The organism is Bradyrhizobium sp. NBAIM18, assembly GCF_020193825.1.
Lineage (GTDB): Bacteria > Pseudomonadota > Alphaproteobacteria > Rhizobiales > Xanthobacteraceae > Bradyrhizobium > Bradyrhizobium yuanmingense.
On record NZ_JADYVO010000026.1, the window covers coordinates 26,795 to 46,646 of the forward strand.

17 protein-coding genes and 1 tRNA gene are annotated in these 19,852 nt (G+C 64.1%); 9 read left to right on the forward strand and 9 right to left on the reverse strand.

Annotation, left to right across the window (positions count from 1 at the left end; translation table 11 throughout):
- Positions 1 to 220: 220 nt before the first annotated feature.
- Complete coding sequence (locus tag I6F17_RS33330; protein ID WP_225131855.1) at positions 221 to 2,260, forward strand: methyl-accepting chemotaxis protein; 2,040 nt, start codon at positions 221 to 223, stop codon at positions 2,258 to 2,260.
- A gap of 160 nt (positions 2,261 to 2,420) precedes the next feature.
- Positions 2,421 to 4,469, forward strand: a complete 2,049-nt coding sequence (locus I6F17_RS33335) for a HAMP domain-containing methyl-accepting chemotaxis protein (protein ID WP_225131854.1) — start codon at positions 2,421 to 2,423, stop codon at positions 4,467 to 4,469.
- A gap of 83 nt (positions 4,470 to 4,552) precedes the next feature.
- Here I6F17_RS33335 and I6F17_RS33340 read toward each other — a convergent pair whose 3' ends face one another.
- Positions 4,553 to 4,933, reverse strand: a complete 381-nt coding sequence (locus I6F17_RS33340) for a DUF3175 domain-containing protein (protein WP_128265462.1) — start codon at positions 4,931 to 4,933, stop codon at positions 4,553 to 4,555.
- Positions 4,934 to 5,115: 182 nt separating this feature from the next.
- On the opposite strand from I6F17_RS33340, the gene I6F17_RS33345 reads away from it, so the two are divergent.
- From I6F17_RS33345 to I6F17_RS33355, 3 genes are all read left to right on the forward strand, one after another.
- Positions 5,116 to 6,603, forward strand: coding sequence for an MFS transporter (locus tag I6F17_RS33345; protein WP_036026149.1), 1,488 nt, complete (start codon positions 5,116 to 5,118; stop codon positions 6,601 to 6,603).
- A 4-nt stretch (positions 6,604 to 6,607) separates the two neighbouring features.
- Positions 6,608 to 7,429, forward strand: a complete 822-nt coding sequence (otsB, locus tag I6F17_RS33350; protein ID WP_225131853.1) for a trehalose-phosphatase — start codon at positions 6,608 to 6,610, stop codon at positions 7,427 to 7,429.
- 242 nt (positions 7,430 to 7,671) lie between these two features.
- The gene (locus I6F17_RS33355; RefSeq protein WP_057030182.1) at positions 7,672 to 9,135 is read left to right on the forward strand and encodes a trehalose-6-phosphate synthase; all 1,464 of its coding nucleotides are present in this window, start codon (positions 7,672 to 7,674) and stop codon (positions 9,133 to 9,135) included.
- A gap of 236 nt (positions 9,136 to 9,371) precedes the next feature.
- Here the strand turns inward: I6F17_RS33355 and I6F17_RS33360 are convergent, their stop codons facing one another.
- The gene (locus I6F17_RS33360) at positions 9,372 to 9,713 is read right to left on the reverse strand and encodes a hypothetical protein (RefSeq protein WP_225131564.1); all 342 of its coding nucleotides are present in this window, start codon (positions 9,711 to 9,713) and stop codon (positions 9,372 to 9,374) included.
- 194 nt (positions 9,714 to 9,907) lie between these two features.
- Here I6F17_RS33360 and I6F17_RS33365 point away from each other — a divergent pair.
- Positions 9,908 to 9,997: transfer RNA gene (locus I6F17_RS33365), tRNA-Ser, on the forward strand.
- Positions 9,998 to 10,021: 24 nt separating this feature from the next.
- Here the strand turns inward: I6F17_RS33365 and I6F17_RS33370 are convergent.
- Positions 10,022 to 11,068 (reverse strand): SMI1/KNR4 family protein, encoded by a 1,047-nt coding sequence (locus tag I6F17_RS33370; RefSeq protein WP_225131563.1) that lies wholly within the window; start codon positions 11,066 to 11,068, stop codon positions 10,022 to 10,024.
- A 246-nt stretch (positions 11,069 to 11,314) separates the two neighbouring features.
- On the opposite strand from I6F17_RS33370, the gene atzF reads away from it, so the two are divergent.
- Complete coding sequence (gene atzF / locus I6F17_RS33375) at positions 11,315 to 12,697, forward strand: allophanate hydrolase (protein WP_225131562.1); 1,383 nt, start codon at positions 11,315 to 11,317, stop codon at positions 12,695 to 12,697.
- Here the strand turns inward: atzF and I6F17_RS33380 are convergent.
- From I6F17_RS33380 to I6F17_RS33395, 4 genes are all read right to left on the reverse strand, one after another.
- Positions 12,694 to 13,419 carry a Crp/Fnr family transcriptional regulator gene (locus I6F17_RS33380; protein ID WP_057030179.1) on the reverse strand — a complete coding sequence of 242 codons (726 nt, stop codon included), beginning with the start codon at positions 13,417 to 13,419 and terminating at the stop codon, positions 12,694 to 12,696. The two genes, atzF and I6F17_RS33380, sit on opposite strands and share 4 nt — an antisense overlap.
- Before the next feature lie 67 nt (positions 13,420 to 13,486).
- The gene (locus I6F17_RS33385) at positions 13,487 to 14,362 is read right to left on the reverse strand and encodes an ABC transporter ATP-binding protein (protein WP_225131561.1); all 876 of its coding nucleotides are present in this window, start codon (positions 14,360 to 14,362) and stop codon (positions 13,487 to 13,489) included.
- The gene (locus I6F17_RS33390; RefSeq protein WP_225131560.1) at positions 14,350 to 15,012 is read right to left on the reverse strand and encodes an ABC transporter permease; all 663 of its coding nucleotides are present in this window, start codon (positions 15,010 to 15,012) and stop codon (positions 14,350 to 14,352) included. The genes I6F17_RS33385 and I6F17_RS33390 overlap by 13 nt, the downstream gene beginning before the upstream one ends.
- Before the next feature lie 107 nt (positions 15,013 to 15,119).
- Entirely contained in the window at positions 15,120 to 16,118 is a 999-nt protein-coding gene (locus I6F17_RS33395; protein WP_225131559.1) for an NrtA/SsuA/CpmA family ABC transporter substrate-binding protein, read from the reverse strand.
- 72 nt (positions 16,119 to 16,190) lie between these two features.
- Here I6F17_RS33395 and I6F17_RS33400 point away from each other — a divergent pair, with 72 nt between their 5' ends.
- Positions 16,191 to 16,346, forward strand: coding sequence for a hypothetical protein (locus I6F17_RS33400; protein ID WP_157785189.1), 156 nt, complete (start codon positions 16,191 to 16,193; stop codon positions 16,344 to 16,346).
- Positions 16,347 to 16,353: 7 nt separating this feature from the next.
- Here the strand turns inward: I6F17_RS33400 and I6F17_RS33405 are convergent, their stop codons facing one another.
- Both I6F17_RS33405 and I6F17_RS33410 read right to left on the reverse strand, forming a co-directional pair.
- Complete coding sequence (locus I6F17_RS33405) at positions 16,354 to 17,313, reverse strand: fatty acid desaturase (RefSeq protein WP_036042674.1); 960 nt, start codon at positions 17,311 to 17,313, stop codon at positions 16,354 to 16,356.
- A gap of 297 nt (positions 17,314 to 17,610) precedes the next feature.
- Positions 17,611 to 18,564 carry a LysR family transcriptional regulator gene (locus I6F17_RS33410; RefSeq protein ID WP_225131558.1) on the reverse strand — a complete coding sequence of 318 codons (954 nt, stop codon included), beginning with the start codon at positions 18,562 to 18,564 and terminating at the stop codon, positions 17,611 to 17,613.
- Positions 18,565 to 18,662: 98 nt separating this feature from the next.
- Between I6F17_RS33410 and I6F17_RS33415 the strand changes: the two genes are divergently transcribed.
- Positions 18,663 to 19,844 carry an MFS transporter gene (locus I6F17_RS33415; RefSeq protein WP_225131557.1) on the forward strand — a complete coding sequence of 394 codons (1,182 nt, stop codon included), beginning with the start codon at positions 18,663 to 18,665 and terminating at the stop codon, positions 19,842 to 19,844.
- The last annotated feature ends 8 nt before the right edge of the window (positions 19,845 to 19,852 follow it).

Genomic DNA, 19,852 nt, shown 5'->3' on the forward strand with positions numbered 1-19,852 from the left:
TTCTCCCTCGAGGCTTGGTCTAACGCCAAGTACCTGACAAGTGCCTGATAAGTATTCGAGAGTAGGGCGTTTTGCAGGTCGCCGCAACACGGCACCCGCTCCCCGCAGGCCCGGACGGATTTACCACCCCTTGAGGATTCTGCCCTAATTTTGCGCATGGTTCGGAGCGGGCTGCTTCCGGGCCGCAGAATGCTGCAAGAACATGAGCTGGGGGTTGGGAATGTCCGGGCGTACCGCATCGCCGTCTAAGCGTTCACCATTTTCGACCCTCAAGTTCCGCGCAAAGATCATCCTCGGCTTCGCCGCCGTGCTGGTGATCTCCGCCGGCAGCATGGCGTTTTCCTATTTCGGCTTCGAGCGGGTCGCCGCCGGGGTCGGATCCTACCGCAGCAGCGTGTCGGAGGCCGATCTCGCCCGCAATATCGACCGTGAGCTGCTCGCCTATCGTTCGGCCGCCAAATATTTCGTCGTCACCGGTAAGGAAGACGACGCCAAGGCGGCGCTCGATGCCGAGGCCAGCCTGAAGAACGCCATCGACCAGGCCGTCAAGGCCGCCACCAAGCCCGCGCGGCAGGAAAGCCTCGGCAAGCTCGCCAAGGAGTTTTCCAACTTCTCCGCAACCTTCGCTAAGGTGCTCCAGGCCAAGCGCGACAGCGCGCTGCTGGTGCAGAACCAGCTCCAGCGCCAAGCCAATCTTCTGAAGTACAAGCTCGACGACATCGGCAACAACGCCTCCGACGCCGAAGCGCAGGCAATCGAGTTTGGCACCAAGCAGGTCAACGCCCAATTCCAGACCGCAAGCGCTGCAGCCACCCAGTTCGTGCTGACCTCCGATCAGGCGATCGCGAACAGCGCCCTGGCGCGGCTGAAATTCGTCGAGAACTCGCTGGGCGCGGTCTATTCCATGGACGACAAGATTGTCGCTGGCCTGAAAGAGGCCAAGTCCATCCTCGGCGCCTATCGCGAGGCGCTGGAGAAGCTGATCGCCAACGCCAAGCTGGTCGATGACCTCGTCACCGAGATGAGCGGCTCGGCTGGCGCCATCCAGCAAGGCGCCACCGCCATGAAGGCGGACCTCGTCGCCGAGCAGCAGCGGCTGGATTCGGAGTCGGCGGCGACCATCGGGCAGACCGAGCAGCTGGTGCTGATGCTGGCCGTCGGCGGCACGCTGTTAGGCGCGGTCCTCGCCTTCCTGCTCGGCACCGGCATCTCGCGGCCGATGATCGCGATGTGCAAGGCGATGCGCGAGCTCGCCTCGGGCAATTTCGACGTCGTGCTGCCGGGTCTTGGCCGCAAGGACGAGATCGGCGAGATGGCCAGCGCGGTCGAGGAGTTCAAGATCCAGGCCGTTGCAAAGGCCGAGCGCGACGCCGCCGCCAGCGAAGTGCAGAGCCGCGAGCAGGCCGCAAGCCGCCGCGCCGAGCTGATCCGTTTTGCCGACGATTTCGAGAGCGCGGTGGGTGCCATCGTCTCCAACGTCTCGGCCTCGGCCGTGCAGCTGGAATCGGCCGCCTCCACGCTGACCCGCACCGCCGAGACCACGCAGAGCCTGTCGAGCCAGGTCGCTGGCGTCTCCGAGCAAGCCTCCTCCAACATGCAGTCGGTCGCGACCGCGACCGAAGAGCTCTCGGCCTCGGTCGAGGAGATCGGCCGCCAGGTGCGCGATTCCAGCCGCATCGCAGAGGCTGCCGTCATGCAGGCCAAGGAAACCGACGGCCGCATCGGCAAGCTGTCGCATGCCGCCCAGCAGATCGGCGAGGTGGTCAAGCTGATCACCGCCATCGCCGAGCAGACCAATCTGCTCGCGCTGAACGCCACCATCGAGGCCGCCCGCGCGGGTGAAGCCGGCCGCGGCTTCGCGGTGGTTGCGAGCGAGGTGAAATCGCTGGCGAGCCAGACCGCGAAGGCGACCGACGAGATCTCCTCGCACATCACGGGTATGCAGGGCGCCACCGCCGAATCGGTCGCCGCGATCAAGGAGATCGGCGCGACGATCGGCCAGATCTCGTCGATCTCGACCTCGATTGCGAGCGCGGTGGAGCAGCAGGGCGCGGCCACGCAGGAGATCGCCCGCAGCGTCCAGACCGTCGCCCAAGGCACCCAGACTGCGGCCACCGATATCGGCGAGGTCAACCGCGGCGCCGCCGAGACCGGCTCGGCCTCCGAAGAGGTGCTGAACTCGGCCAAGACGCTATCGAGCGAAAGCACCCGCCTTCGCGCCGAGCTCGACCGCTTCATGGCGAACATCAGGGCGGCGTAGTAAAGCGCAGCTTAACAAATCCCTACGTCACTTAACCGCCAGTTGCGGCGCCACAAAGTTTACCGCAGCTTATCCTTTGCCGGTTACCGTGCACACGAGTCGGGAAGCGGGCTGCTTCCCGGCTGCGCCTGGTTTTCCGCGAATGGAATGGGGTGGGGGAATGTCGGTCACGTCCAAATCGAGCCAATCGAAGTCGCGCCAATCGAAGCTGCCAACGCTGCGTTTTCGCGCAAAAATCATCCTCGGCTTCGTGGCGGTGCTCGCCATCCTCGCCGTCAGCATGGCGTTCTCCTATTTCGGCTTCGAGCGGATCGCAGGCGCTGTGGCCTCCTACCGCACCAGCGTAGCGGAAGCCGATCTGGCGCGGACGGTCGATCGCGAGCTGATCGCCTATCAGGGGCTGGCACGGGCCTATACCCTGACCGGCGCGGCCGATGACGAGACCGCGGCCAAGGCCGCTGAAGGAAATCTGAAGAGCGCGATCGCCAAGTCGATGGCCGCCACCACGGGCGCGGCTCGCCGCGAGCAGGTCGGCAAGCTCGAGGCCGAGTTCCAGAGCTTTACGAAAGTCTTCAGCGAGATCATCACGCTGACGCGCGAGAACAACAAGATCGCGGCCGACGAGCTCAACAGTGTCGGCAACAAGATCCGCTTCAAATTCGACGATCTCGCCGACACCGCGGCGCTGGCGGGTCTCTCCTCGGTGCAGACCACGGCCAAGGACATCACCTCGCAATATCTGGCGGTCTCGACCTCGGTCAGCGCTTTCGTCGCCAAGCCGGAGCCGAAGACCGCCGACGGCGTGATCGCCCGCATCAAGTTCCTCGAGACGCTGCTGGTCTCCGTCTACGCGAACGACCAGAAGATCACCGATCGCGTCAAGGAGATCGGCGATCTCTTGAAACAGTATCGCACCTCGTTCGCAAAGCTGACCGAGAACGTGAAGGTCATCGTCAAGCTGAACGGCGAGATGACCAAGACGGCGGCGACCATCCTCAAGCTCTCGGCCGAGCTGCGTTCGGATCTCACCGCGGACCAGCAACGCATCGAGGCGAGCGCCAATGCGACGATCGTAGAGACCCAGCAGCTGATGCTGATGATGGCGCTCGGCGGGCTGGCCATCGGCATCGTGCTGGCCTTGTGGCTCGGCAACGGCATCTCGCGGCCGATGATCGCGATGTGCAAGGCGATGCGCGAGCTGGCCTCGGGCAATTTCGATGTCGTGCTGCCGGGCCTGGGGCGCAAGGACGAGATCGGCGAGATGGCCGGCGCGGTCGAGGAGTTCAAGATCCAGGCCGTCGCTAAGGCCGAGCGCGATGCCGCCGCCAGCGAAGTGCAGAACCGCGAGCAGGCCGCAAGCCGCCGCGCCGAACTGATCCGCTTTGCCGACGATTTCGAGAGCGCGGTCGGCGCCATCGTCTCCAACGTCTCGGCCTCGGCCGTGCAGCTGGAATCGGCCGCCTCGACGCTGACCCGCACCGCCGAGACCACGCAGAGCCTGTCGAGCCAGGTCGCTGGCGTCTCCGAGCAGGCCTCCTCCAACATGCAGTCGGTGGCGACCGCGACCGAAGAGCTCTCGGCCTCGGTCGAGGAGATCGGCCGCCAGGTGCGCGATTCCAGCCGCATCGCGGAGGCTGCCGTCATGCAGGCCAAGGAGACCGACGGCCGCATCGGCAAGCTGTCGCACGCGGCACAGCAGATCGGCGAGGTGGTCAAGCTGATCACCGCCATCGCCGAGCAGACCAATCTGCTCGCGCTCAACGCCACCATCGAGGCCGCCCGCGCCGGTGAAGCCGGCCGCGGCTTCGCCGTCGTGGCGAGCGAGGTGAAATCGCTGGCGAGCCAGACCGCGAAGGCGACCGACGAGATCTCTTCGCACATCACGGGCATGCAGGGCGCCACCGCCGAATCGGTTGCCGCGATCAAGGAGATCGGCGCGACGATCGGCCAGATCTCGTCGATCTCGACCTCGATCGCGAGCGCGGTGGAGCAGCAGGGCGCGGCCACGCAGGAGATCGCCCGCAGCGTCCAGACCGTGGCGCAGGGCACCCAGACCGCGGCCACCGATATCGGCGAGGTCAACCGCGGCGCCGCCGAGACCGGCTCGGCCTCGGAAGAGGTGCTGAACTCGGCCAAGACACTATCGAGCGAAAGCACCCGCCTTCGCGCCGAGCTCGACCGCTTCATGGAGAATATCCGCGCGGCGTAGGTTCGCTGCTCCTGTAGCTCGCGGCCCCGAAGGGCCGCGCTATCGCCTTACACTCCGCTGTCCGGAACGACAGCGGAGTGAGTTCATTCCCTTCCGAACGCCCGCTTCAGCTCGACCTTCGCGCGCTCCAGTCGCGTGCGCTGCGTCTTGGGCAGCGTCTTGCCGGCGCGGTTGATGTAGAAGGTCAGCATCGACAGCGCCGACCGATAGGCGCCGGTCTTGCGTCGCGAGCTGTGCTCGGCCGAGCGCTTCAGCGAGGCCGCAATCCTCTTCGCGCTGGTCAGCTTGAACACCCCTTGCTTGAGGTCGAGCGCATCGCTCTCCTCCGTCACGCGCTGCGACCAGCGCCTTGTGGCGCGTTTGGTGCTCTTGTGCGCGGTCCCGCTCCGCCGGGTGTTTGCCTTGCGTGCCGTCTTGCGCGGGCTGCTGTTTCGAGAATGTGTCGTCTTTCTGACCTGAGCCATGCGCCAACTCCTTGCGGGTCCAGCGGAAACGAGCGGTGCTCGCTGGCGTTCCCGCGGGAACCCGGCCCCCTCGCAAACGTTGTCGCAGGTGGCAGGCAGAATGCCGCACCCCGATGATCGGATCGACCCCGTCCACGTCATGTGAGCCGGGGCCGCTTCCATTGATCAGACGCAACAATCCGATGGAACTGCAGCAGAGCCCAGCGCTGAACTATGCACCTGTAGTCTCGGCGGCGGCCGTGACCGACCGCATCGTCGAGACCAGCATTCCCTCGCGGCTCGATGCGCTGCCGTGGAGCGGTTTTCACACCCGCGTCGTGCTCGCGCTGGGCATCACCTGGATTCTCGACGGCCTCGAGGTGACGCTTGCGGGTGCGCTCTCCGGTGCGCTGAAGCAAAGCCCATCGATGCAGTTCTCCAATCTCGATCTCGGCATCGCCAACTCCGCCTACCTCGCGGGCGCCGTGCTCGGTGCGCTCGGCTTCGGCTGGCTGACCGACCGTATCGGCCGCAAGAAGCTGTTCTTCATCACGCTGGCGCTCTACCTCTCGGCAACGGCCGCAACCGCGCTGTCATGGGATGTCGCGAGCTACGCGCTGTTCCGCTTTCTCACCGGCGCCGGCATCGGCGGCGAGTACACAGCGATCAACTCGACGATCCAGGAGTTGGTGCCCGCACGCTATCGCGGCTGGACCGATCTCGTGATCAACGGCAGCTTCTGGATCGGGGCTGCGATGGGCGCAGTGGCGGCCATCGTGCTGCTCGATCCCGCAGTATTCGCTCCCGATCTCGGCTGGCGCCTGGCCTATCTGATCGGCGCCGCCCTCGGCCTCGTCGTTCTCTTGATGCGGATGTGGATCCCGGAAAGTCCGCGCTGGCTGATGATTCATGGTCGTCCCGACGAGGCCCATGCCATCGTCGACGGGATCGAGCGGTCGGTGATCGGGCACGACCAGGATACGAGCGACGGACGCTTCACCAAGATCCGCCTGAAGATGCGCGATCACACGCCGATCCCCGAGGTGGTCCACACCTTGTTTTCGGTCTATCGCCGGCGCGCATTGGTCGGCCTCGTTCTGATGAGCGCGCAGGCATTCTTCTACAACGCCATCTTCTTCACCTTCGCGCTGGTGCTGACCGATTTCTACGGCATCAAGGCCGACCACGTCGGCTGGTACTTGCTGCCGTTCGCGGCCGGCAATTTCCTCGGGCCGCTGCTGCTCGGCCGCCTGTTCGATACGCTGGGACGCCGCACCATGATCACGTTCACCTATGGCGCATCGGGCCTGTTGCTGGCGCTATCAGGCTATCTGTTCTCGATCGGTGTCCTGAGCGCGCAGGGGCAGACCATCGCCTGGATGGTGATCTTCTTCTTCGCCTCGCCCGCCGCGAGCGCGGCCTATCTCACCGTCAGCGAGACCTTTCCCCTCGAGGTTCGCGCGCTGGCGATCGCGGTGTTCTATGCGGTCGGCACCGGCATCGGCGGCGTGATCGGGCCGGCGCTGTTCGGCGCGCTGATCGACACGGGATCGCGCACCAGCGTATTCGCCGGCTATCTGCTGGGGGCCGTCCTGATGATCGCGGCTGCGATCGTGGCGTGGCGCTATGCCGTCGCCGCCGAGCGCAAATCGCTCGAACACATCGCGCGGCCGCTCGCCTTTATGGAGTAGACTGATGAAATCGGAACTTGCGGAAATGGCGTTGGACCAGAAGCTCACCATACCTGAGGACGACGAGACGCCGGAAACGGTGCCGGTGCCGCATGCGTTGGTGCCGCATCTCGATGAAATCGCCATTCTGCTCGACATCGATGGCACGCTGCTTGAGCTGATGCCGACGCCGCGCGAGGTGTGGGTGCCGCCGGGCCTGTCGGAAACGCTGAAAGCTTTGACCGAGCGCACCTCGGGGGCGCTGGCGCTGGTCAGCGGCCGCTCGCTCAACGACATCGACCTGATCTTCGCGCCCGACGTGTTCCGCGCCGTCGCCGGTCATGGCGCGGAGATGCGGCTGGCGGTGGACAGTGAAGCGGATGCCCTGCACGCGCCGCCGCTCGACAAGGAGCTGAAGCGGCGCCTCGCCGCCATCGCCAAGCTCAGCCCTGGAATCCTGCTCGAGGACAAGGGCTATTCGCTCGCGCTGCATTACCGCCTGGCGCCGCATGCGGAGAAGGCGATCTACGAATCCGTCTCACTGATCCGCGCCGATCTGCCCAATGCGCCGATCGAGGTGCTGCCGGGCAAGTTCGTCTGCGAGATCAAGCATTCCGGATTCACCAAGGCGAGCGGCGTGCGCGAGTTGATGAAGCGCGCGCCGTTCAAAGGACGTCGTCCGCTGTTCATCGGTGACGACGTCACCGATGAGACCGTGTTCGCGATCATGCCCGACATGGACGGGCTGGCGTTCTCGGTCGGCCGCCGCGCCATGGGCGTGAATGGCCACTTCGATGCGCCGGCGGATGTGCGTGCGTTCCTTGCACATCTGCTCGATCCCAGGTGAAACCAAGGCAGCGTCATCTCGCAGACACAAAGGCTTCCATCGCAGCGCCATTGCGCGCTGCAATGCATGCTGCGCAACAGGACCGGAAACGCTGTCTTTGCAGCGAAATGACTGGGTTCCACGAGCGAAACCAGTTCCAACGCGCACGCCCGATTTTGGTTTCAATTGGTTGAAACGATGATCAGGAACCATATTGATGAACGGCAGTTAAATGGGGCGGAATGAACAGGAGGGGACGACCTGTGAACTTGATCGTCGTTTCAAATCGCGTCGCCCGCGGCAAACCCAACGAGCCCATGACGGGCGGCCTTGCGGCGGCATTGCTTCCCGTTGTGGAACATTCTGGTGCGATCTGGGTCGGTTCCTCCGGCCGGGTGCGTGATGGCCACCAGAAGGAGCCGTTCGCCGAGATCGAGGCGCTCGGGACAGGCGCGATTGCGACGCTGGATCTGCCGGCGGCCCATTACGGCGGATACTACGAAGGCTTTGCCAATTCGGCGCTGTGGCCGGCGCTGCATTCGCGCAGCGACCTGATCCGCGTCTCGCGCGAGGACTATGTCAGCTATCGCGAGGTCAACGCCTTCATGGCGCGCGCCTTGATGCGTTTCCGCAAAGCCCGGACTGCGTTCTGGGTTCAGGACTATCATTTCCTCGCGCTTGGTGCCGAGCTGCGCGAGCTCGGCGTCGATGATCCCATCGGCTTCTTCCTGCATACGCCGTGGCCCGTCACTGCTGTGATGCAGGGCGTACCCAACCATCGCGAGCTGATCACCGCGATGCTGGCCTATGATCTGCTCGGCTTCCAGACCGAGGAAGATCGGCAGAACTTCCTCGGCTATGTCGGCGCCGAGCTCGGCCTCACCATCGAGGACGGGGTCGTGGTCTCGCAGCATGGGCGCACGCGCTGTGAAGTTTTCCCGATCGGCATCGATGCGGAGAAGTTCGCCGCCTATGCCGCGAAGTCGGCCGCGCATCCGGATGTGTCGCGCCTGCGCCGCAGCCTCAACGGCGAGCGCCTCGCGATCGGCGTCGACCGGCTCGACTATTCCAAGGGTCTCGTCAACCGAATCAGCGCATTCGACCGGCTCTGGACCGAGCAGCCGCAGTTTGCGCGCAGCATCTCGCTGCTCCAGATCGCCAATCCCTCGCGCGGCGGCATCGAGGCCTATGGCAATCTCCAGAACGAGGTCGCGCGCCTCGTCACCGACGTCAACGGCCGCCACGGCGAGGTCGACTGGACGCCGATCCGCTATTTGAACAAAGGCTTCAGCCAGGCCGTGCTCGCCGGTCTCTACCGCACCGCGCAGGTCGGCGTGGTGACGCCGCTGCACGACGGCATGAACCTCGTCGCCAAGGAATACGTCGCCGCGCAAAACCCCGCCGATCCCGGCGTGCTGGTGCTGTCGAAGTTCGCCGGCGCCGCCAACGAGCTCGATGCCGCGCTGCTGGTCAATCCGCACGACGTCGACGGCATGGCCCGCGCGATTGCGGTCGCGGCCTCGATGCCGCTCACCGAGCGCAAGATGCGCTGGGACGCGATGATGAAGAAGCTGCGCGGCCACACCATCCAGCAATGGTCCGCCGATTTCGTCGCCGAGCTCGAGAAGTGCCGCACCGAGAAGGCCGCCGTGGCGCCGCTCGCGGCCCAGCCGCCGCAGGCGCTGCGCTGGTTGAAGTCGGCGATCTCAGGCGTGCGGTTGATCTAATCTCAGCTTGGCTCGATCTCACCCTCTCCCCTTGTTGTGGGAGGGGGTGGCATAGGCGGCCTCTGGCCGCCGTTCTTAAGAACGCCGATGCTTTGCATCGGCTATGGCGACAGCGGCGAGACGGGTGGGGGGGGTCTCTCCACGCGTGGACGTCTCGCAGCAAGATTCGTGGATGCAATCCCTCATCCGGCGCTTCGCGCCACCTTCTCCCGCAAGGGAGAAGGCAAGAGCGCCCCTCAATAGCAATATGACACGCCGTCCAGGATCGCGCATTGCCGCTTGTTCGGCGCGTTCGGATTATCCAGCGGCACCACGCCCTTGCCCTGGCCGACGAACACGCCGGGCCCGACTTGCACCGAGCTCTTGTTGCCGATGATCACACTCTGATGCGGCGCCGAGCTGGAGCGCGTGCCGTCCGGCCAGAGGATGGCATCGCCTGAAAGCACCCCGCGCCGTCCGTCGTCGCAGCTGACGTCGACCCCCTGCCGGGTGCAGACCTGTGCCAGGGCCGGCGCGGCAAGGGCGGAGCCGAGGGTCGAAATCAGGCCAAGGGCGGCGATGGTGTTGCGGATGGTCATGGCGTCCCCGGTCGTGCGTGGCGGCTTGCCGTGAATCGTCGCGCCAGAGCCGCCCGCGGTTCAGCCCCGCAGCCGCTCCAGGCACCTGTGAAGCCGGATATTGTGCTGTAAATACAATAAGTTGCGGAAAAATCGCCCGATATCTCCGCGATCCCTTGCAAAATCGTCGGCGCCCCTTCAAGAGAGGGCGCTCCGGAGAGATGGCCGAGTGGCTTAAGGCGCACGCTTGGAAAGCGTGTGTGCGGGAAACCGTACCGTGGGTTCGAATCCCACTCTCTCCGCCACCCACTCAAATCAATCGCGCCGGCTTATTTGCCTTCGGGGCCAGCAATCGTCGCCAAGCGTCCGAGCAGGGCCGCCTCGGTCCTGGAAGTCAGACGGTAGCCTTCCGCCATCTCGACCATGTCGCCGCGGGCGACGCATCCGTCCCACCAATCCCTCACGAAGCCCTCGGCGTACCCGCGCGTCTTGAAGCCGTAAGGTTCGGTGACAAGGTCGAAAGCGATCATCAGCTCGTAACAAGGCGAGTCGTAGGAGGTGCCGGTCTCGGGACGGCCCAAGAAAGCTTCGAAGGATCTGGCCGTACAGAGGCTCGAATAAAGCCAGAATATCAGTCCATACATCAGGTGCGAGCGCTCGTCGTCGTGCAGGGCAAAGAAACCCTTCTCGTCCACGATCTGCCGGGCCAAGGTGCGCAACATTCGCTCGCCGTGCGGCAGACGGTCGCCGACGGCGGCCAAGGCTCGCACCACGATTGGCGATAACGTTCCCCGCTCGGCGGTCGCGATCGCAGCGGCCCGATCCTCCTCAGCAGTGTCGTACTCGGACTCCTCGACCAAGCCGCGAATGAAGGTCTCGAAGTCCGGCGCGACGACGACGATACGGTAGTCATCCTCCTGGTCGACGTACACGACCTGCGGCTCGCCCCGCTTTCCGCAGGTCCGGTAGTCCAGCATGATCAGTTCGTGGCCCCCGGCCGGCGTGTCGGCGATTCCGACGCCAATCGGCGGGTAGCCCCATTCCTCGATCATGAACTTGGCGCCAAACTTCCCGGCGAGCGAATATGTGGACGTGCGGCCAAGAGCGAACAGCCCCTCGATCGCCACGTGGTCCTCCGCCCAGCCTGTACGCTCCTTCATCGGGTGGCAGTTGCGCTTGACCATTCCGCCATTGTGGCGCCGTGCGAGGTCAACATAGGCCGCCGGCAGCCGATACCCACCGATTTCATGCTCAATGGAGGCGATCAGCTCGTCGGTCGGCGGAGGCTCGACATAGTTCTCCAGGGAATACGGACAGTCGTCCCAGAAGCCTTCGAAGTCGAAGTCGTCAAAGAGCCGTTTCGTCGCCATCTTCATTACCTCGTCATGTTACGAGGCGTGTCTAAGCGCCCAGTAGCCAGGACCGTTGATTGCCACCCCTTCGGAATGAAAACAGCTTATACGTCAATCAGGATTGACTGACACTCTCTCCGCCATTTGCTGCCGCTCACAACGGTTTGGTTGCAGGCTCGAGTCCCGCCGGTGCGGTTGAGGCGCTTAGTTGCTTTAATTGCTGGGCAGCGGCTTCATATTCGTGGGGTCATGCCCTCAGGAGCTTATTCCGTGCCGCAAGCGATCCTATCCGCGCAGAGCCGACCCCTCCGTTCCCGTGCCGAGTTAGCCTCCATCATCATAAGCGCCTATGAGCGCATCGAGCGGGACCGGCACCGCAATTGCTGGATCTATGTGCGGCCCATGGAGGAAGCGCTGGCTGAGGTTGATGCCCTTGTGCAACGAGCGGAAGAGGGTGAAGTCCTGCCGCTCCTTGGCGTGCCATTCGGCGTCAAGGACAATATTGACGTTGAGGCCATGCCAACGACAGCAGCCTGTCCGTCATTCGAATATAGGGCTGCGCAATCGGCTAGATGCGTCGAGAAATTGGCGGCCGCGGGTGCGATCTGTCTTGGCAAAACCAACCTGGATCAGTTCGCAACCGGACTGTCCGGCGCCCGCTCCCCCTACGGCGCCTGTTCCAGTGCGGCGGACGATCAGTATGTCTCCGGTGGTTCGAGCTCCGGCTCGGCTGCTGCCGTAGCATCCGGCCATGTTGCCTTCGCTCTCGGCACAGATACCGGCGGCTCAGGCCGGATTCCCGCGGGTTTCAACGGAATCGTCGGGATCAAGCCAACCGTCGGCCTCGTCTCGTCCCGGGGACTTGTGCCGAACTGTCCGACGCTCGATTGTCCCTCGATCTTCTGCAATTCCATTGCCGAAGGTCGAATTCTGCTCGGGTTGATCGAAGGATTCGACGACAGTGATCCCTTTAGCCGCCAACGGATTGCCTCGTCCTTCCCATCTCCTCGCAAATTCCGGTTCGGCCAGGTCCCTGTCGGTCATCTCAATTCATTCGGCATGCCGGAATGCGATGACCTTTACAGGCAGGCCTGCACGAGGCTTTCGGGACTGGGAGGTCAAGCCAGGAACATTGACTTCGCGCCTTTCGCCGAAGCCGGTGAAATGCTCTTTTCAGGGCCCTGGATTGCCGAGCGTCATGCGGCGATCAGCAAGCTCCTGAACATCGATCATGGAGACCTGCTTGACGTCATCCGCAACGTTCTGAGCGGAGCTGCCCGGTTTTCCGCAACAGATGCATTCGCCGCGCAACATCGACTTTGGAAGCTGCGACGCCAGATCCAAACGCTTTTCGAGGAGATCGATGTTCTGGTGGTACCGACCGCGCCACGCCCCTTCACGATTGCGGAGATGATGGAAGATCCCATCACGCTCAACAACCGCCTCGGTTACTACTCCTATTTTGCCAATCTCGTGGACTTGTGCGCGGTGTCGGTTCCCAATGCAACGCTCGGCAACGGCATGCCGATGGGTATCACTTTGCTGGCACCTGCGTGGCGCGACCATGTTGTTCTCGACCTTGCCGAACGATGGCTGCCCGATGCGAAGGCTAGACTGTTCGATCTAAAGGAATATCCGAAGGCCGCCTCCTAGACCACTTCGAGATCGAGAGCGCGCAGATTGAGGATCACAATCAGGCCCCGGTGATAACGAATGACGCCTCTTGCCTGCATGCGGGAAAGCTGCACTGTCACCCATTGGCGGGTTGAGCCGATCAGATTGGCGAGATCACCATGCGTGAACGGGATCCCGATCACGATCTCGCGGCCCTGCTGCGAACCGTAGATCTTCGAGAGGAAGACCAACAGACGATGCAGCCGCTCGGTCACCGAGCGGGTCCCCAGCATTTGCGCCATGGCCGAGTAGCACCGTGCCTTGAAGGCGAGCGCATCCAGCAGCGCGACTGCGATACTTGCCGATTGAAGCGCCAGCGCGCGCAGGGCTGGGCCGGGCAAGAACGTCACTCGGCTTCGTTCCACTGCAACCGAAGACCATACGTGGGCACCAGTACCGAACAGATCGGGGCCGCCGACGAAATTGCCGGCGAACCAGTAGGCCAGCGTCACCTCGCGTCCGGAAGGCGCCGCGTAGTAGCTGCGAATACGCCCCTCTTCGATCAGATAAATGCCGTTCTGCAGATCGCCCTGACGCCAGACATGCTTGCCTGCCTGTAGAACCTCCTCGCGGCCGATGGCGAGGACACGACGCCGGTCAGCCTCACACAACGGATCCAACAAGCTCGGCAGCGACCCGACCAGAGCATCCGATCCCGCCAGCATGATGCCGGTCGCATTCCTGAGACTTGCCGCTGACATCTGCTCGCTCCCCTGCCGCCGCAGGGGAAAACCATTCAAGAGCCATGCCAGACCTGTCGTCAAACGCCTACGTCGTGATTTCCATCTGCTCGAAGGCCCTGCGGCCTTCCGAGCGGATCAGGTCAAGGCAATCCCGCTTGAGGGCGAGATAGGCGGCCTCCGCGACGATGGCGCTGGAGCGCGGCCGCGGCAGGCTCACCTGAAGATCCCTGAGGATGCGGCCAGGTCCGGCGCTCATGATCAGCACACGGTCAGAGAGAAGGATCGCTTCATCGATGTCGTGTGTGACGAAGACGATTGTTGCGTTGATCCGCTCACGGAGCTCGAGCAGATTGTCCTGCATGACCGCCCGGGTCTGCGCATCCAGCGCTCCGAACGGCTCGTCCATCAACAGGACACTCGGCTGATTGGCAAGGGCACGGGCAATCGCAACCCGCTGCTGCATGCCCCCGGATAGCGTGTGCGGATATGCCGACGCAAATCTGGTCAGGCCGATCATCTCGATGAGGCCGTCGGCAATCCGCAGCGCCTCCGCTTTCGGCTTGCCGAGGGCGCGGGGCCCGTGCGCGATATTCCGGCGCACCGATTTCCACGGAAACAGATGTGACTGCTGGAAGACCATTCCGATCTCGGGCCGTGGCTTGCGCATTGCTTCGCCGGCCATGAGCACCTGGCCTCCGAACGGCCGCTCGAGGCCGGCCATTGCATTCAGCAGCGTGGACTTGCCGCAGCCGGATGGACCGACGATCGAGACGAATTCCCCCTGGGCTACTGCCAGGGATACGCGGTCGACCGCGATGACCTGCCCGCTCGGCGCATCGAAGACGATGCTCAAATCCTCGACCCGGATGATCGCCTGACGCGCCGCGGCGGACGGCGGGTACGTATCCACGAGCCTGAGCGGCTGGTCTGGACGAAGCAGGCTCGGGATCATCGCCACCACACGGCACGTTCGGCAAGAATTGCGAAGGAACGGTCGGCGACGAAGGAAAGCAGCCCGAGAGCCGCCAGCCCGCCCATGACCTGACCCGTTTGCATGTTCTGTTGCGCAATTTCGATACGATAAACGATACCGGCGAACGCTCCCGCCAGTTCGGCGGCGACCAGCGTGTAGAAGGAGATGCTCACCGCGGTCCGAAGACCGACCGTGATATAGGGCAGCGCGCCAAGAAGGACGATCTCCCACAGCATCTGCGGTTGCGGCGTGCCGAGCATCTGGGCGGCTCGGATAAGTCCGTGGTCGACTTTCTGCACCCCGATGTGGGTCGCGAGCCATACCGTGAAGAACACGCCCCAAACGACGAGGAAAAGCTTGCCTGTTTCCGAGAGGCCAAACCAAAGGATGACGATCGGCACGAAGGCGATGGGAGGAATTGGGCGAAGGATGTGAAATAAGGGCGAAAGCAGGCTGGACACCAGCCGAAACCGGCCGGTCAGGATGCCGAGCACGATTCCGCCCGCGGCCCCGATGGCAAATCCCGCGGCCACGCGCGCGAGGCTCGCCATCAGGTCGGCGAAGAATTGTCCGCTGCGAATCCATTCGAGAACGGCGACGGCGACGGTCGATGGCGGCGGAAACAGCACGGTGTTCACGATGCCGGAGCGCGCAACCAGTTCCCACATGCCTGTGAAGGCGGGCACGGAGAGGACGGCGACCAGTACGCTCAGCCGTTCGGTCGCGCTGCTGCGTCTGCCGACGCTCACGGGCGCGCCTCCAGCGTGACGCGAGCTGGATCGAGCGCCTTCAGTGGCGCCGTCACCAGGACTTTCGTGAAATCGGGCATGCTCGCTCCAGGGGGATGATTGCCGGTCTCGAGGCGCCAGGCGGCATGGGTTTTCAGAGTCGTGAGAATCCTGTCGTCGAGGCGCACATGGTAGACGTAGTCCGTCCAGATCGACGCCAATTCATCGCGCTTCATCCCCGTCGCCGCTGCGATGACGTCGATTGCTTCACCCGGATTCGCCTTGAGCCAGCCCTCGGCTTCGATGAGGGACGCCAGGAACTTGCTGACGATCGCGGGGTTGGCGGCGAGGTAAGACTGCGTCACGACGATATTGAAAGTCTCCGAGTAGAGACCTTTGGTATCAAGCGGGATCGCGCCTTCGCCGAGAGCCTTCTTCGCATTCGCGACGTGCGGCTCCCAGGTGTCGAATGCGTCTATGCTGCCGGCCGCCATGGCAGGGAGCATCTCCTGCGGTCGCAGGTTGACGAGCGTCACGTCCTTCGACGTCAGGCCCGCCGCTTTCAACAGAACCGAGGTGTAGACCTCGCTGCCGGTTCCGGCCGTGAAGGCGATTCGCTTTCCACGCAGATCGGCCTTCGTCTTGATCCCGGCAGAAGCTGCGGTCATGGTCTTGAGATCCGAATATTCCATTCCCGCCACGAAGGCGATCGGCTGTTGCGCCATCGCGGCCGCCGTGACCGGCGCCTCGGCTGTTGTCGCGAAATCCGCCCCTCCCCCAAGCACCGTATCGAGGCACTGCTTCCCGCTGGTGAAATTGGAGACCGAGATGTCGAGCCCCTGCTTGGCGAAAATGCCTTTCGCATGGGCAACGATCGCCAGTCCCGAGATCGGCCCAAGATTCTGGGCGAGCCGCGCCTTTAGCAATTCCTCGGCTGTCGCACGCTCGGACGGCGCAAACAGGAAGGACGCAGATAGCACGAACACGGCGAAGCGAAGAGCAGTTGTTGATCGCATGCCAAACTCCTGTGATGCCGGCGACCGGAGGTGATCGGCCTTAACGACAGGATCGTCTGAAGATCGAAGACCATGAAGCAATTAATCGACAAGGTCCTGCTGTCCACTTTTTGCGCAAGCAAACAGCTTCCAACCGTGATTGGGGCAATAAATTCATCAAGCTGCTCACACCTTGGGCGCAGCATGGCCTGCGGCAACGGCAATCTGCTGGCTTCCGCCAAGTCCTGATCTCGACTCAATCAGAACCGATCGGGCGTTCGGTACCGTTGCGTGCGCGGCGAAACCAGGCCCACGTCTGCCGCGTCACTGCGATGTAGCCCGGGCCCCGATAGACGATCCGATCGGCGACGATCCGGTTCAATTTCGGCAGCGCATGGAAAGGAATCGAAGGATAGGCATGGTGTTCGACATGATAGGGCATGTTCCATGCGAACCAGCGCACGAACCTGGCGGTATAGGTGGTGCGGGTGTTCTGGAAGGCGCTGCGCGTGCGATCGCAGCCGGTGTGTTCGGCAAGCAGATACGGACGCAGAAACAATTGACCGACGATCACGGGGACCACCCAGACCCACAACAGGATCAAGGTGTGCAACGCGATCGATGCCAGCAACAGCGTGACGTAGCCTGCCAGATGGAGACGCGCTTCTGTCACGACAATGTGGCGTTTGCTTTCGGGAATCCAGGGTGACGTGGCGTTGCCGGTCAACGCATGGCGAAGCATCAGCCCCACCCGGAAGGCAACCTGCCGCAAGCCGCTGTAGACGATCACCAATTGCGCGTCCGAGGTCGGGATCGGAACCGACAGCAGTTCCGGATCCCTCTTTGGATCCTGCGTATACCGATGATGATCCCAGTGGAATAAGCAGTAATATTCGTAAGGCAAGCCGACCGCGAACGAGGAGATATGACCGAAGGCGAGATTAAGCGCCCGGCTGCGAAACGCCGTCTTGTGGGCCGTCTCGTGGACCACCATGAACAGGAATGCGACAAAGTAGCCTTGGACGACCACCAGCGGCAACGCCCAAACGATTCCGTATTGCGATGAGACCAGCCAGATCAGCGCGCCGACAACGACGATGACGCCGTAGTGGCTGGCCGCGCGGGCCAGACCCTGCCAATCGGACCGCACCGACAACTCGCGCAGCATGGCCGGAGGCAGCGGTTTCTCTCCGGTGGCAGTGATGGCATTGCTCATGATCGTGGTCGCCTCTTTTTCGGAATCGCACACTTGACCGTGCTCGTGCGGACGCTGGAATTGGCCAAGCACAGGCCGACCCTAGGAAGCGCGGCCACAATGCTGAAGCAATTTATTTCGCCGGCGTTGGCTCGCCCGGCATCCCTGGACTGACACTCTCCTCGCCAGCCTTCGCAAACGACGTTTGCGCAAGGCTGGCGCGCCGGAGCCTGCAAGGCGAAGGTGGACTCGGTGCCGTTTGCTTCGGCTCGGCAAGCCTGTCGGGGGCAAGCTTCTCCTGCGCCCTGCGCGGCCGCTTCACCCCACCAGCTTCCACTTCCCATCCCCGGTCCGCTTCAACGCGGGGTCGCTCACCTGCACGTGGTCGGCGAGGAAGTCGATGAACGCGCGCACGCGTGCCGGGAGTGGGGCGGTGTGGCCGACATAGACGGCGTGGATGTCTTCGCGATCGCCGGGATTGTAGCTTTGCAGCACCGGGACGAGGCGGCCGGATTCGATGTCGGGACCGATGTGGAAGAGCGCGAGGCGCGCGAGACCGACACTGCCGAGGCAGAGGCGGCGGGCGGCCTCGCCGTCGCTGGCGCGCGCGACCGGCGGCGGCAGGGCCTCCTCGGCGTGGTCGCCACGCCTGAACGGCCAGCCGCGGATGCTGCGTGGAAAGGTCCAGCCGATGCCGCGGTGGTCGGCGAGATCGGCCGGAATCTTCGGCATGCCACAACGGGCGAGATAATCCGGCGCGCCGACCACGACCATGCGGCTGCTGCCGAGCTTTCGCGCGACCAGCCGCGAGGCGCGCAGCGGACCGACGCGGATGGCGACGTCCGCGCGCTCCTGCATCAGGTCGATCACCGTATCGGTCAGCACGAGATCGAGCGTGACGTCGGGATGCTGCGCCAGAAACCGCGGGATCAAAGGCATCACATGCAGCATGCCGAAGGGGATGTTGCAGTTGACCGTGAGGCGGCCGCGCGGCGCCGCGCCCGAGGCCGCCTCGCGCTCGGCCTCCTCCATCTCGGCGAGGATGCGCAACGATCGCTCGTAGAAGGCCTGGCCTTCCGCCGTCAGCGTCAGCTTGCGCGTGGTGCGGTTGACGAGCCGCGCGCCGAGGCGCGCCTCCAGACGCGAGATCAGCTTGCTGACGCCCGATGGCGTCAGGCGCAGCTTTCGCGCGGCCTGGGTGAAGCCGCCGAGGTCCACGACGCGGACGAAGACCTCCATCTCGGCCGAGCGGTTGGTGTCGAAACGGGCCATGTTGAATTCACGTCACAAATGATTGGATTGCGGACATTCTAATGGTTTGGCGGCAGCGCCGCTATCTGCGTGGCTCGTCTCATCCCTTGGAGCAACGCATGCCTCCTGCCGTCCTCGCGCTCACCGCCGGTGCCTTCGGCATCGGCACCACCGAATTCATCATCATGGGCTTGCTGCTGCAGGTCGCCGCCGACATGCACGTCTCGGTGCCGGTCGCGGGCCTCCTGATATCAGGCTATGCGCTCGGCGTGTTCGTCGGCGCGCCGGTGCTGACGCTGGCGACGCGGCGGATGCCGCGGAAAACCGTGCTGCTGGCGCTGATGGCGATCTTCACGCTCGGCAATGCGGCTTGCGCGCTCGCACCCACTTACGAATTGCTGATGGCCGCGCGGGTGCTGACCTCCCTCGCGCACGGCACGTTCTTCGGCGTCGGCTCGGTGGTGGCCACCAGCCTCGTCGCCGAGGACAAGCGTGCGTCTGCGATCGCCACCATGTTCATCGGCCTGACGGTCGCAACGCTCCTCGGCGTGCCCTTCGGTGCTTGGCTCGGCCTGATGCTCGGCTGGCGCGCGGCGTTCTGGGCGGTGACTGTCATCGGCGTGATCGCGTTTTCGGTCGTCGCCGCGCTCGTCCCCGGCCATGTCGGCGATGGCGACAAGCCGATTTCGCTTGCCGAGGAAGTGGCCGTGCTCGGCCGTCCGCAGGTGCTGCTCGGTCTTGCCATGACCGTGTTCGGCTTCGCCGGACTGTTCGTCGTCTTCACCTATATCCAGCCGATCCTGACGCGCTTCACCGGCTTTTCGGAGGCTGCCGTCTCGCCGATCCTGCTGGTGTTCGGCGTCGGCCTTGGGATCGGCAATATCGCCGGCGGCAAGCTTGCGGACCGCGGCCTCGCACGGGCCCTGACCGGCACGCTTGCCGCGCTTGCGATCGTGCTGCTCGGCCTGGCGGCCGTGCTGCCGATCAAGATCCTCACCGTCGCGCTAATCCTTCTACTCGGCACCGCCGCCTTCGCAACCGTCGCGCCGCTTCAGCTTCGCGTGCTGGAAGCCGCAGGTCCCAGCGGCCGGACGCTCGCCTCCAGCCTCAACATCGCCGCGTTCAATCTCGGCAACGCACTCGGCGCCTGGGCCGGCGGCGTCACCATCGATCGCGGGCTCGGTCTCTCGGCGCTGCCGCTGGTCGCGGCCGGGATCACGGCCATCGGTCTCGTTCTGGCGCTGTGGAGTCTCCGGCTCGATCGCGCGCCGGCCACCGCCGCGGCGTGCCCGGCGGAATAGGAGAGCGA

What these genes read in the sequence shown, in the direction of transcription:
- I6F17_RS33345 (WP_036026149.1), top strand. Translation starts at nt 5,116, where the DNA reads ATGGAACTGCAGCAGAGCCCAGCGCTGAACTATGCACCTGTAGTCTCG.
- I6F17_RS33395 (WP_225131559.1), bottom strand. Translation starts at nt 16,118, where the DNA reads ATGCGATCAACAACTGCTCTTCGCTTCGCCGTGTTCGTGCTATCTGCG.
- I6F17_RS33340 (WP_128265462.1), bottom strand. Translation starts at nt 4,933, where the DNA reads ATGGCTCAGGTCAGAAAGACGACACATTCTCGAAACAGCAGCCCGCGC.
- I6F17_RS33410 (WP_225131558.1), bottom strand. Translation starts at nt 18,564, where the DNA reads ATGGCCCGTTTCGACACCAACCGCTCGGCCGAGATGGAGGTCTTCGTC.
- I6F17_RS33330 (WP_225131855.1), top strand. Translation starts at nt 221, where the DNA reads ATGTCCGGGCGTACCGCATCGCCGTCTAAGCGTTCACCATTTTCGACC.
- I6F17_RS33405 (WP_036042674.1), bottom strand. Translation starts at nt 17,313, where the DNA reads ATGAGCAATGCCATCACTGCCACCGGAGAGAAACCGCTGCCTCCGGCC.
- I6F17_RS33370 (WP_225131563.1), bottom strand. Translation starts at nt 11,068, where the DNA reads ATGAAGATGGCGACGAAACGGCTCTTTGACGACTTCGACTTCGAAGGC.
- I6F17_RS33415 (WP_225131557.1), top strand. Translation starts at nt 18,663, where the DNA reads ATGCCTCCTGCCGTCCTCGCGCTCACCGCCGGTGCCTTCGGCATCGGC.
- I6F17_RS33380 (WP_057030179.1), bottom strand. Translation starts at nt 13,419, where the DNA reads ATGTCAGCGGCAAGTCTCAGGAATGCGACCGGCATCATGCTGGCGGGA.
- I6F17_RS33335 (WP_225131854.1), top strand. Translation starts at nt 2,421, where the DNA reads ATGTCGGTCACGTCCAAATCGAGCCAATCGAAGTCGCGCCAATCGAAG.
- I6F17_RS33400 (WP_157785189.1), top strand. Translation starts at nt 16,191, where the DNA reads ATGAAGCAATTAATCGACAAGGTCCTGCTGTCCACTTTTTGCGCAAGC.
- otsB (WP_225131853.1), top strand. Translation starts at nt 6,608, where the DNA reads ATGAAATCGGAACTTGCGGAAATGGCGTTGGACCAGAAGCTCACCATA.
- I6F17_RS33360 (WP_225131564.1), bottom strand. Translation starts at nt 9,713, where the DNA reads ATGACCATCCGCAACACCATCGCCGCCCTTGGCCTGATTTCGACCCTC.